General features: G+C 72.0%; 11 protein-coding genes and 1 pseudogene. 7 read left to right on the forward strand and 5 right to left on the reverse strand.

The window, feature by feature from the left end; translation table 11 throughout:
• Nucleotides 1-13: 13 nt before the first annotated feature.
• The 3 genes from MUY14_RS08605 to MUY14_RS08615 all read left to right on the forward strand — a co-directional run bounded on the left by MUY14_RS08605 (nt 14) and on the right by MUY14_RS08615 (nt 2604).
• Nucleotides 14-481 carry a DsrE/DsrF/DrsH-like family protein gene (locus MUY14_RS08605; RefSeq protein ID WP_247022306.1) on the forward strand — a complete coding sequence of 156 codons (468 nt, stop codon included), beginning with the start codon at nt 14-16 and terminating at the stop codon, nt 479-481.
• Between the two features lie 28 nt (nt 482-509).
• Nucleotides 510-2144, forward strand: coding sequence for a DUF11 domain-containing protein (locus MUY14_RS08610; RefSeq protein WP_247022307.1), 1635 nt, complete (start codon nt 510-512; stop codon nt 2142-2144).
• Between the two features lie 100 nt (nt 2145-2244).
• Nucleotides 2245-2604 (forward strand): group 1 truncated hemoglobin, encoded by a 360-nt coding sequence (locus MUY14_RS08615; RefSeq protein ID WP_247022308.1) that lies wholly within the window; start codon nt 2245-2247, stop codon nt 2602-2604.
• A 124-nt stretch (nt 2605-2728) separates the two neighbouring features.
• Here the strand turns inward: MUY14_RS08615 and gap are convergent, their stop codons facing one another.
• A complete protein-coding gene (gap, locus tag MUY14_RS08620) occupies nt 2729-3742 on the reverse strand; it encodes a type I glyceraldehyde-3-phosphate dehydrogenase (protein WP_247022309.1) in 1014 nt (337 codons plus the stop codon).
• Nucleotides 3743-3893: 151 nt separating this feature from the next.
• On the opposite strand from gap, the gene MUY14_RS08625 reads away from it, so the two are divergent.
• The 3 genes and pseudogenes from MUY14_RS08625 (at nt 3894) to MUY14_RS08635 (ending at nt 5926) form a co-directional block, all read left to right on the forward strand.
• Nucleotides 3894-4391, forward strand: coding sequence for a universal stress protein (locus tag MUY14_RS08625; RefSeq protein ID WP_247022311.1), 498 nt, complete (start codon nt 3894-3896; stop codon nt 4389-4391).
• A 16-nt stretch (nt 4392-4407) separates the two neighbouring features.
• Nucleotides 4408-5016, forward strand: a pseudogene (locus MUY14_RS08630) (ATP-binding cassette domain-containing protein); the annotation flags it as partial.
• Nucleotides 5017-5110: 94 nt separating this feature from the next.
• On the forward strand, nt 5111-5926 hold the full coding sequence (locus MUY14_RS08635; RefSeq protein ID WP_247022313.1) for a slipin family protein: 816 nt from the start codon (nt 5111-5113) through the stop codon (nt 5924-5926).
• Between the two features lie 67 nt (nt 5927-5993).
• On the opposite strand, the gene MUY14_RS08640 is transcribed toward MUY14_RS08635, so the two are convergent.
• Nucleotides 5994-7253 (reverse strand): NAD(P)/FAD-dependent oxidoreductase, encoded by a 1260-nt coding sequence (locus MUY14_RS08640; RefSeq protein ID WP_247022315.1) that lies wholly within the window; start codon nt 7251-7253, stop codon nt 5994-5996.
• Nucleotides 7254-7393: 140 nt separating this feature from the next.
• On the opposite strand from MUY14_RS08640, the gene MUY14_RS08645 reads away from it, so the two are divergent.
• Entirely contained in the window at nt 7394-8920 is a 1527-nt protein-coding gene (locus MUY14_RS08645) for a WS/DGAT domain-containing protein (RefSeq protein WP_247022316.1), read from the forward strand.
• 269 nt (nt 8921-9189) lie between these two features.
• On the opposite strand, the gene MUY14_RS08650 is transcribed toward MUY14_RS08645, so the two are convergent.
• Genes MUY14_RS08650 through MUY14_RS08660 form a run of 3 tightly spaced genes read right to left on the reverse strand, consistent with a single transcriptional unit; the run spans nt 9190 to nt 11456 of the window.
• Complete coding sequence (locus tag MUY14_RS08650; RefSeq protein ID WP_247022317.1) at nt 9190-10551, reverse strand: wax ester/triacylglycerol synthase family O-acyltransferase; 1362 nt, start codon at nt 10549-10551, stop codon at nt 9190-9192.
• A gap of 9 nt (nt 10552-10560) precedes the next feature.
• Nucleotides 10561-11214 carry a hypothetical protein gene (locus MUY14_RS08655; protein WP_247022319.1) on the reverse strand — a complete coding sequence of 218 codons (654 nt, stop codon included), beginning with the start codon at nt 11212-11214 and terminating at the stop codon, nt 10561-10563.
• Nucleotides 11215-11216: 2 nt separating this feature from the next.
• Nucleotides 11217-11456 carry an SHOCT domain-containing protein gene (locus MUY14_RS08660; RefSeq protein WP_247022321.1) on the reverse strand — a complete coding sequence of 80 codons (240 nt, stop codon included), beginning with the start codon at nt 11454-11456 and terminating at the stop codon, nt 11217-11219.
• Between the last annotated feature and the right edge of the window lie 5 nt (nt 11457-11461).

Raw genomic sequence — 11461 nt, forward strand, 5'->3', positions numbered from 1 at the left:
ACAGGAGCACATCGTGACCGAGAAGATCGAAAAGATCTCCATCATCGTGTCGAAGGGCTCCCTCGAAGGGATCTACCCGGCGCTGATCATGGCGAACGGCGCTCGGGCCGAGGGCATCGAGGCGAACCTGTTCTTCACCTTCTTCGGCCTGGACGCGATCCACAAAGCCCGCCACGAGCACATCAAACTCGCCACGGTCGGCAACCCCGGCCTGCACCTGGCGACGTGGGCGGGCGGCCTGCCCGGCTTGTCGTCGGTGATGACGCACTACCTGGCGCGCAAGATGGACGCGCTGGACATCCCGCCGATCCCGGAGTTCGTCGAAATGATCGCCGACACCGGTGCGGGGCTCTACGCGTGCCAGGCGTCGGTGGACCTGTTCGGGATGGCGAAGTCCGACTTCATCGACCAGGTGAACGGCATCATCACCGTCGGCGAGTTCTACGACCTCGCGGCGGGCGGTCAGATCATCTTCACCTGAAGGTCACCACTGCGGGAAGGGACGACCCATGCTCCAGCTGTCTCGGGCGGCCGCCGCGGTCACGGTGGCGGCCGCGCTGTCCTTGGGCGTGCCGGCCGGTCCGGTGTTCGCCGGGGAAGGGCCCACGCCCAGTTCGCCGGCGCCTTCGAAGTCCGCTGTGGCGGCCACGTCGGTGCCCGCGTCCGCGCCGGACGAGCCCGACCTGCGGCTCACGGTGGTGCTCGATCGGACCTCCTACGGTGCCGGCGATCCGGTCGTCGCCAGTGCGACGGTGGCGAACGCGGGAAGCGCCACCGCGAACGGCGTGCGGCTGGCCGACACCGGCACCCTGTCGGCGCACTCCTGGGACGGCTTCCCCGGCCGGGAGTTTTCCCTCACACCGGGGCAGACGGCCGAGGGCACGGCTTTCGCCTGGATCGAGGACCTCGGTGCGGGCGTGGTGCGGTTGACCGTCGAAGTCACCTCCGCCGAACCCGACGCGAACCCCGCCGACAACTCCGTCACGGTGACGGCCCCGATCACGGTGGTGCGAGGAGGCTTCACGGGCACCGCCTACGGCGACGTCAACCGCAACCACCAGCCGGACCCGGGTGAGGCGCTCGCCGGCCTGCGCGTCCACGCCTGGGGCTCGCCGCCGGGCTGGTCCGCCGACGCGGTGACCGACAGCGAGGGCCGTTTCGCCTTCCACGACCTGCTCGCCGGTTCCTGGTCGGTCTCCGCGCCTTCCTCCGAGTGGACCTTCGACGTCGTTCCCGTCACGGTGGACGGCATCGGCGAACCCGACGTGGTGGTGCGGGGCGCGTACGACATCACCGGGTGGCTGACCGGCTCCGCGCGGTTTTCGGCGCTCACGTACGCCGCGGGCGACACCGCCCGGATGACCGTCACGGTGGTCAACCGCGGCCGGGGCCCGGTGCCCGGCCTGACCGCGAACTGCTGGGCGAGCAACGGCGCGCCGGTCGACCGGGGCGAGCTCGACCCGGCCGGCCCCGGAGCGACGATCCCGGCCGCGTCGTCGCGGGACTTCGAGGTTTCGGTCCCGGTCGACGCGGAAGCGCTGACCGCCGGGTACCTGGACGGACACTGCTGGATCGGGCCGCCCGACTGGTACGCCATGGTGCAGGTGGTGGCGACGGCCCGAGTGCCCGGCGCTCGCGCGTCGAAGGTGGTCGGCGACCTCGTCACGCCCGACTTCCAGTGCGGGTGCACCGTGCGGTTCAAGGCGGTCCCGGGAGTCAAGGTGTACCTGCGCGACCAGGTCAGCGCGGCGATCGTGGCACGCGCGGTGGCCGACGCGAACGGGCTCTTCGCGTTCTCCGACCTCCCCGCCGACCGCTACGACCTCGGCTTGGTGGGCCCGTGGCGGGGCTACTACGGCGATCCGCCGATCTTCCTGGTCCGCGGCGGGGACGACGGGACCGGCCGGCCGCAGCTCGTCGTGGTGCGGCCCGGACCCGACCAGCCCGACCCGGACCCGGCGCCCGTGGTGAACCGCCCTCCCGGCGACGCGGCTCAGCCGGTCTCGCCCGCGGCCACGGTGCGTCCCGCGACCGGCGACCTCGCCGCGACGGGTGTGGGTGTCGGCTGGCTCGCCCTGGGTGGGTCGGTGACCTTCACCGCCGGCCTGGCCATGGTGTTCGGCAGCCGCCGTCGCCGGATGTGAGGGTCGGTGGGAAACAGCTAACCGGCGGGTGATCGTGGTCTTACGTCCGGGAAACCTCGGCGCGCTTCCCTGATCGTCACCACCACGACAGGGAGGCGACGTGACGAGCACCTACGAGCTGATCGGCGGCCAGGAAGCGCTGGCCGCCGTGGTCGGCGACTTCTACGAACGCGTCCTCGCCGACGCAGAACTGGCCGCGTTCTTCAGGGGTACGAACATGTCCCGGCTCAAGGGCAGGCAGGTGGAGTTCTTCGCCGCCGCGCTCGGCGGGCCCGACGAGTACCGCGGCCGGTCCATGAAGGACGTGCACCGCGGGCGCGGTATCGGCCGGCACCACTTCGACCTCGTGGCGAAGTACCTGACCGATGCCCTGCTCGCCGCCGGTGTGCCGGAAGAGACCGCGGAGAGCATCATCGGCGCCGTCGCCCCGTTGTCCGCGGACATCGTTTCCCCGGACTGATGGGAACGGGTGCCCGCCGGGCCGCACCACCGGCAGGCACCCGAGGCCGCCGGCCTCGCGCGTGGCAAGTTGCCTTGGGGCGCACTGCCGGACCGCGGCCGACGAATGGGGGCGCCCGGAGCCGTCAGCCGAGCGAGCGTCCGATGAGCTCGACCAGTTCGACCGTGCGGGTCGCGTAGCCCCACTCGTTGTCGTACCAGCCGAAGACCTTCGCGAGGTGCGAGTCGGCCTTCGTCAGCTCGGCGTCGAACACGCACGACGCCGGGTCGCCGATGATGTCGCGGGAAACCACCGGGGCTTCGGTGTAGCGGAGGATTCCCTTGAGGTCGCCGTCGGCGGCCTCGGCGAACGCGTGGTTGACCTGCTCCGCGGTGACCGGGCGCTCGAGCTCGACCGTCAGGTCGGTCAGCGAACCGTCCTCGACCGGGACCCGCACGGCGACGCCGTCGAGCTTGCCGGCGAGGGCCGGCAGGACGAGGCCGATCGCCTTCGCGGCGCCGGTGCTGGTGGGCACCACGTTGACCGCCGCCGACCGCGCGCGGCGCGGGTCCTTGTGCGGGCGGTCAAGCAGGGCTTGGTCGCCGGTGTAGCTGTGGATGGTGGTGAGCAGGCCGCGGCGGATGCCGAACGCGGAGTGCAGCACCTTCACCATCGGCGCGACGCAGTTCGTCGTGCAGGAGGCGTTCGAGATGACGTGGTGCTTCGCGGGGTCGTAGTCGTCCTCGTTCACCCCGAGCACGATCGTCGCGTCGACGTCCTTCCCGGGCGCGGAGATCACGACCTTCTTGGCGCCCGCGGCCAGGTGCGCGCCGGCGGCCGCACGGGTGCGGAACTTGCCGGTCGACTCGACGACGACGTCGACGCCGTACTCGCCCCACGGCAGCTCGGCCGGCTCGGCTTTCGCGCCCACCTGGATCAGGTGGTCCCCGACGCGCAGCGCTTCGCCGTCCACGACCTCGACGGGGATGCGCAGCCGCCCGTAGGTGGAGTCGTACGCGAGCAGGTGCGCCAGCATCTCCGGCGACGTGACGTCGTTGACCGCGACCACTTCGATCGGGCTGTCCGGCGTTTCCAGCACGCACCGGAGGATGTCGCGCCCGATCCGCCCGAAGCCGTTGATCCCGAGCCGTACCGTCATCTGCTTCTCCCTGTCGTCGAGGCGTCTTCAGTGATGGTTCGGCACCCGCGGTCCCCGCTCGTAGGGCACTTGGTCCTCGCAGGTCGGGCAGAACGGCAGCTTCGCCCGGCGAGCGGGGGGCGTTGGCTGGTGGGTGGAAAGGAGTGTCGCCATGACGGAAACACCTGTGAGCGGCCGGATAGTGGTCGGCGTCGACGGCTCGGACGCCGGGACGGCGGCGCTGGTCTGGGCGGTCGGGCAGGCCGAGACCAGCGGCGCGGACCTGGAGGTCGTGACGGTCTGGACCTACGACGCCATGCTCGACGACGCTTCGGTGAACCGCACGCTCGCCGAAGCCCGGCGCGCGCACGTGCACGAGCTCGAAAAGCTGGTCACCGCGGTGACGAAGGAGCACGCAGGCGTGCCCGCGCAGTGCTCGGCCCCCACCGGCGATCCCGCGGAAGTCCTGGTCGACCTGGCGAAGGACGCCACCATGCTGGTGGTCGGCAGCCACGGCAAGGGCAAGCTGCGCGAGGTGCTCGCCGGCTCGGTCAGCAGCGCCTGCCTGCGGCACGCGACCTGCCCCGTGGCCGTGATCCCGCCGCCCGCGCGCACCCCGGACAGTCCCCTCGGCAAGCAGCTGGCCGGGTTCGTCGCGGGAAAGCCCTGAACCCGCCGTGACCGTCATCGCCGAACAGCGCGTCGAGGTCCCGGCCGGCCCGGCGCCGTTGCTGCGGATCCGGGGCGTCACCAAGAAGTTCGGCCCGGTGCAGGCACTGGCCGGCGTCGATCTCGACGTCCCGGCCGGGCAGGTGACCGCGCTGGTCGGTGACAACGGCGCGGGCAAGTCCGTGCTGATCAAGTGCATCGCCGGCATCCACGTCCCGGACGCCGGGGAGTTCGCGTGGCAGGGGCGGCCGGTGCGCATCCGCACCCCGCGCGACGCCGCCGCGCTCGGGATCGAGACGGTCTACCAGGACCTCGCGCTCTGCGACAACCTCGACATCGCGCAGAACATGTTCCTGGGCTGGGAAAAGCGGCGTCGCGTGACGCTCGACGGGGATGCCATGGAGCTGGCTGCGAAGGAGACCCTGCACAGCCTGGGCGTGACGACGGTGAAGTCGGTCCGCCAGCCGGTCGGGTCGCTGTCGGGCGGCCAGCGCCAGGCGGTGGCGATCGCGAAAGCCGTGCTGTGGCACTCGAAACTGGTGATCATGGACGAGCCGACCGCGGCGCTCGGCGTGCAGCAGACCGAGGTCGTGCTGGAGCTGGTCGGCCGCTTGGCGGAACGGGGCCGGCGAGCTGACGAAGGAAACGGTCGTCGACCTGATGACCGCGGGCCGCTCCGACCGGTCGGGGCGCCCCGATCCGAACGAAGGGAGTCGCGTCATGACCGTCTGGCTCATCATCGCCGCGGTCGTCATCGTCCTGCTGGCGTTGTCGATCCGGATCGTGAAGCAGTACGAAAAGGGCGTGCTGTTCCGGCTCGGCCGCGTCGTCGGGGTCCGCGAGCCGGGGCTGCGGTTCATCATCCCGGTGATCGACGTGCTGCGCCGCGTTTCCCTGCGGATCGTGACGATGCCGATCCAGTCGCAGGGCATCATCACGCGCGACAACGTGAGCGTCGACGTCTCGGCGGTCGCCTACTTCCGCGTGGTGGACGCGGTGAAGTCGGTGGTGGCGATCGAGAACGTCCACGCGGCGATCGACCAGATCGCCCAGACGACGCTGCGCAAGGTGGTCGGCCAGCACACCCTCGACGAGACGCTGGCGGAAACGGACAAGATCAACTCGGACATCCGGCAGATCCTCGACGTGACCACCTCCGAATGGGGTGTCGACGTCACCTTGGTCGAGCTGAAGGACATCCAGCTGCCCGAGACGATGAAGCGGGCCATGGCCAAGCAGGCCGAGGCGGAGCGGGAGAAGCGCGCCAAGATCATCAACGCCGAAGGCGAGGCCCAGGCCGCGGCGGCGCTCGGCGCGGCGTCGGACACGATGATGGCGCACCCGCTGGCGCTGCAGCTGCGCAACCTGCAGACGCTGATGGAGATCGGCGTCGACCACAACAGCACGGTGGTGTTCCCGGCCCCGTTGATGAGCACGATCGGTGAGCTGGGCTCGTTCCTGTCCCGCGAGGCAGCCGCGGCCACCCCCGCGAAGGTCGTGCCCAACGGCGAGCCCGCGGTCCTGGCACCCCGCTGACCGGTGGTTCGTGAAGGCCGCCTTGGGGAACTTCACGTTCCTCAAGGCGGCCTTCACGGCTTTCGGGTCACCGGGTCAGCCAGCGGGCCCAGTGGCGCGTGCCGAAGGCGACGGTGTCCCAGCCCCTCCCCGCGTGCACCGGCAGCCCGGCGCCGAACCGGCCCAGCACGTACGTCCGGAGGAACTTCCTGGCCGGCCGCCAGGCCACCGACGCGCCGGCGCGGTAGGCGTCGAGGGCCCCGGGGTCGACGGCCACGGGCCGCGCGGGGTCACCCGTAAGGGAAAGCGGGACCTGCGCGAACGCCACCTTGCCCGCCATGTCCAGCAGGCACGTGGCCATCGGCTCGAACCCGGGCCCGGGCAGGTGCGCGCCGGCGTCCACCGCGATCCGACCGGCCACCGCCTGGGCCTGCAGCAGGGACAGGAACGCCTGCTTGACGGGGAAGTCCCCGGCGTCGCCGGGAGCGTAGACGTCCGGGTGCCCCAGCACCTCCCGGCGGCTCTCGTCGCAGACGAGGAACCCGCGGTCGTCGGTGGGCAGCCCGTCGAAGCGCTGAGCGGCGACGTGCGGCGGGAGCGCCACGAGGAGGTCGAACTCCTGGGTGGTGCCGTCGGTGTAGGCGACCTCGAGTTCGCGGATCTTGTCGGGCGCGGCTCCGGTGCGCCCGTCGATGCCCCGCGAGGTGAACTCGGCGGCCACGATGTCGTGCAGCTTGGGGCCGAACGCCGGCAGGTAGCTCTGCTCGGAGGTGGTGAAGGCGAGCTGGACGTTGTCGCGGACGTCGCGGTGGCGGAGCCAGTCGTCCAGGAGCAGCGCGATCTCGTACAGCTGTTCCGCGCCCTTGCTGCCGGGCGGTACGAGGAAGAGGACCTGCTGCTGCCGGCCGTGCCGCGCGTTCTGCGCGACCCACCGCAGCTGCTCGCCGAGCGCGTGCAACTGCCCCGGCGTCCGGACCGAGTGCGCGTGTTCGGCCAGGCCGGGCACCTCCTCGGGGCGCATCGCGGCGCCGGTGGCGATGACCAGGTGGTCGTAGGGAACCGGGCCGCCGGTGGTGTGCACGACACCTCGTCCGGCATCGACGCCCTCGGCGGTCGCGACCCGGAAGTCGACTTCGCGGCGCCGCAACGGTTTCGCGAGCGGCAGGTGCAGCGGTGCCTCGGCCGCGCCGAAGGGCAGGTAGCTGCCGTCGGGCCGGAAGTAGAAATCGTCGCGGTCGGACACCAGGCTCAGCCGGACGTGTTCGGGACCCGCCAGCGCGCGCAGCGCGAACGTGGTTTCCAGCCCGGCGAACCCGCTGCCCAGCACGACGACGTGGGTGGGGGACATGACTTCCTCCGATGCTCCGGGGTTTCGGCAGAGGCCTCCACGATGCGGGCCGGTGGACTACCGAGGCAGGGCCCTCGGCCGTGGGCGCGGAGGACTTCCGGCCCTTTTTCGGGGAACCGGCGAGGCCGGACAGTGAACTCGTGCCGAACACCCGAAAGCTCGCCGGACCGCATCGCCGGATACCCGCGCAGGACAGCTTGTGGCTGCACCTGGACCGGCCGGAAAACCGCATGGTCGTCACCTCGGTGCTGTGGACGCGCACGCCGGTGGATCCGGCGCGGCTGCGGTCGGTCGTCTCCGACCGGCTGCTCGCCCGGTACCCGGTGTACTTCCAGCGGCCCGTGCCCCACGGCCGGGGCCTCTCCTGGGAAACCGACCCGGAATTCGACCTCGGCGAGCACCTGCTCGTGCGAGACCTGCCGGAGCCGGCGGACCAAGCGGCCCTGGAAGCGTTCGTCGCGGGCCGGCGTGGTGCGCCACTCGACCCGAGGCGTCCACTGTGGACCATCGACCTGGTGCGGGGCTATCGCGGAGGCAGTGCGCTGGTGTGCCGGACACACCACGCGATGGCGGACGGGATCCGTCTCACGCAGGTCCTTTTCAGCCTGCTGGACCCCCTCGACGGCGAGACCGCGCCGCACGCCAAGGTGGGTGGCGCCGGGCCGCACCGCGAAGCCGTGGCCCAGCCGGTGGTCCGGCTCGGCGCCGCGGTGCTGCGCGTGCTCGGTGACACCGGCGCGAAGGCGCAGCAGCAGGCGGCGCGGGTGCATCCCGTGCTGGAGTCCGCGGTGGCGCTGCCGGTGCTGGGCGCGACGGCCGTCGTGGGCGCGACCGGGGCCGTCGCCGGGTTCGTGTCCTCGGCGTTGAGCGGCGGGCCGCGGCGCGCGGTCGACACGGTCGCCGGCGCGGCGACGACGCTCTGGCACAGCGCCACCGGCGCGGGTGACCTGCTCGGGCCGTCGACGGCCACGGGCGTGTGGGACGGCGAACCCGGTGTCGAGAAGACCGCCGCCTGGGGCGACCCGGTCCCGCTGCTGACGCTCGCCCGGATCGGCCACGAAACCGGGACGACCCTCAACGACGTCTGCACCGCACTCGTCGCCGGCGCGCTCGACCGGTACTTCGCCGCGCAGGGCACCGCCCGCCCGGAGCCGTCGGACCTCGGCTGGCTGATCCCGGTGAGCTTGTCCTCCTTCGACGACGAGCTGCCGGCGGACTTGGGCAACCACTTTTCGCTGGTGCTGGCGCAGCTGCCGCTCGGCCGCCGGACGTTCGCCGAGCGCCTCGCCGAAGTCCACCGCCGGGTCGCCCGGATCCGCGACTCGTTCGAGCCCGCGCTGACGTTCGGCGTGCAGTACGCGATCGCGCAGAGCCCGGCGGCGCTGGGCCTGCCGGCGAGCCGCTTCTTCGCCGGCAAGGCGGTCGGGGTCCTGACGAACGTGCCCGGCCCGCGCACCCCGATGACCCTGGCCGGCGCGCGGGTCGAGGGAATCGTCGGCTGGGCACCGTGCAGCGGCCACCAGGCGATCACGATCTGCATCTTCAGCTACGCCGGCGAAGTGCGCTTCGGGTTCGGTACCGATCGCAAGCTGATCCCGGACCCGGAAGCTCTGGTCGACGCGCTGGCGAAGGAGTTCGCCGAGGTCAGCCGTGTGCCGCGGGCCTAGCGTCGCGGGCGCTGTCTCCTCGGGCAGGTGCAACGTCTTGCTGCCCATTTGACTCGCCCGCAGTTGCATTGCGAGGTCACCGGTCAGAATCCTTAAGCCGGTATCGGTCTCGCAGCGGCACTACCAGCCTGGCTGACAAGAAATCGTTGGTGTCGTAGACGACGGGTAGGCCCGGCCGAGCGGCGAGTGCCTTCAGAGCGTCGAGCTGGAGGCGAGTTGGCGCTCGGCGATACCGAATTCCGCTGAACGGCCGGCACGGTGCCGGCAGATCAGCGAGCCGCTCCGCGCAGCGCCTGGACCTCCCGCTCTATCGCCTTCACGAGCACCTCGGTGTCCGGCACCGCGTCGGCGTCGGCCGTCACTCCGAACGTCACCTGGCCGGCGTAGCTGAGCATCGCCACGCCCACCCGCACGCGCAGCGCGATCGGGACGTACGGGTAGATCTCGACGATCGGCCGGCCGAGCGCCGACAGCGGTTCGGCCGGGCCGCGCACGTTCGTCGTCACCGTGACGATGTTGCGCTGCGGCAGGTGGGCGGCCGCCCGGATCGCCCACGCCACCGGGGCGAACGGCTCGTGCGCGGCCGTCGCGGTGAGCAGCGCGCCGGCCGCGGCCTCTTGGCCCGCTTTCAACGAGGCCAAGCGGTGGTGCACCCGGATGAGGCGCTGCGCCGGATCGGCCAGGTCGACCGGCAGCAGCGGCAGCAGGAGCGAAACCTCGTTGTCCAGCGCCGTCCTGGTCCGCACGGACACCGGGACGAGGGATCGCACGCTGTCGGCGGCGGGTGTTTCCCCGCGCTGCAGCAGCAAGTCGCGGAATGCGCCCGTGACGGCGGCCAGCAGGACGTCGTTCACCGTGACGTCGAAGGCCCGGGCGACGGACTTGACCTCCGCCAGCGGCACCGAAGCCGTCGAGTAGCGCCGGTCGCGGCCGAGCGGTCCGGTCAGCCGGGACGGTGACGCGGGCAGCAGGGCCGAGGTCAGCGCGGTGAGGCCGCGGGCGGCGTCGCTGATCCGGCGGGCCAACCGGTTCGGGTGCAGCAGTTCACGGGCGACCAGGCGCGTCTGCTCCCACGGGGTGCGCAGCAGCGAGCCGGCGGCGTCCAGCAGCAGTGCGACGGCGCCCGGATCGGCAGCCTCGCCGCCCGGATCCGGGTCGGCCGGCGCGTCCCCGAACAGGACCGTCTGCAACCGGGTCGCCGCGAGCCCGTCGGCCAGGGCGTGGTGCAGCTTCGACAGGATGGCCCAGCGGCCGTCCGGCAGGCCTTCGATCACCCAGAACTCCCACAGCGGCCGGTCGCGTTCGAGCCGCTCGCCCATCAGCAGGGCGACCAGTTCGCTCAGCGCGGCCCGGTCGTGCGGTGCCGGGAGCGCGACCCGGCCGAAGTGCGCGGGTGGGTCGAAAGCGGGATCGTCGACCCAGGCCGGGGGCCCGAGGTCGAACGGCACCGTGCGCACCTTCTGGCGGTAGCGCCGGATTCCGGCCAGCCGCGCCAGCACGGCCCCCTCGAACTCGGTCTGGGCGGGAGTGGGGCCCTCGGCGATCGCCACCGAGGCGATGGCCAATGACGAGCTGGGGTCTTCGTCCTCGATCTGGAGGAAGGCCGCGTCCAGTGGGCTGAGCCGGTCCATGACGTCCTCTCAGTGGGCGATGTCGACGACCACCCGGCGGATCCGGTCCGGCCCCGCCTGGGTGAAGACGCGGAACGGCAGCTTCGCGCGCACACCGACGGCGAACGCGCACTGGCCTTCGAAAGAGCCGGCGAAGCGGACGGCACGCAGGGCCGGCCAGCTCGGCGTGCTCACCAGGGTGTCCCCGACCGCCGCCAGTGTGCGCCCGGGCTGGTGCCCGGCGTCGTCGGTGCCGAGCGCGGGCGCCCGGACGACGACTTCCAGGGCGGCGCCACCGGGAACCGGCAGCGGGTCGCCCTTCGGGTCGGAGGTCACCACGGGGACGTACCGCACCGCGTACCCGGCCTCGGCGGGCCCGTTGACGTCGAAGACGACGCGGTCGAAGCACGTGTGCCGCCCGGAGCGCACGAGGTAGAGCGCGTCCCGGCTCGAGGTTTCGGAACTGCGTGCGTCCGTGCGCCACCCGGTGGTTTCCGCACACGACGGCGTCGCCGGCGGCGGCGCGGTCGTGTGCGTTCCGGGCGCGGGGACCGTGGCGGTGGTCGCCGGCGCCGGAAGAACCGATGCCGGGAGCGATGTCGACGGGGACGCGCCCTGGTCGGTCCCGCACCCCGCGAGAGCCAGGACGCTCGCCAGCGCCACGAACACCATCGGGGCGCGCACGGTCAGCTCGCCCGCGTCAAGGCGTCGCGGCGGCGTTCGTACTCCTCCTGGTCGATCTCGCCGCGGGCGAACCGTTCGTCGAGGATCCGCCGGGCGGTGTCGGCCGGGTCCGGGGGCTGCGAACCCCGCCGGGTCAAGACGACCGCGACGACCACGACGGCGGCCAGGATCAACACCATCAGCAGGAGCATGCCGAGTCCACCGACCCAGCCCATGGCTGCGGGAGTGTGCCAGTACGGCATGACGG

Source organism: Amycolatopsis sp. FBCC-B4732 (assembly GCF_023008405.1).
GTDB lineage: Bacteria > Actinomycetota > Actinomycetes > Mycobacteriales > Pseudonocardiaceae > Amycolatopsis > Amycolatopsis pretoriensis_A.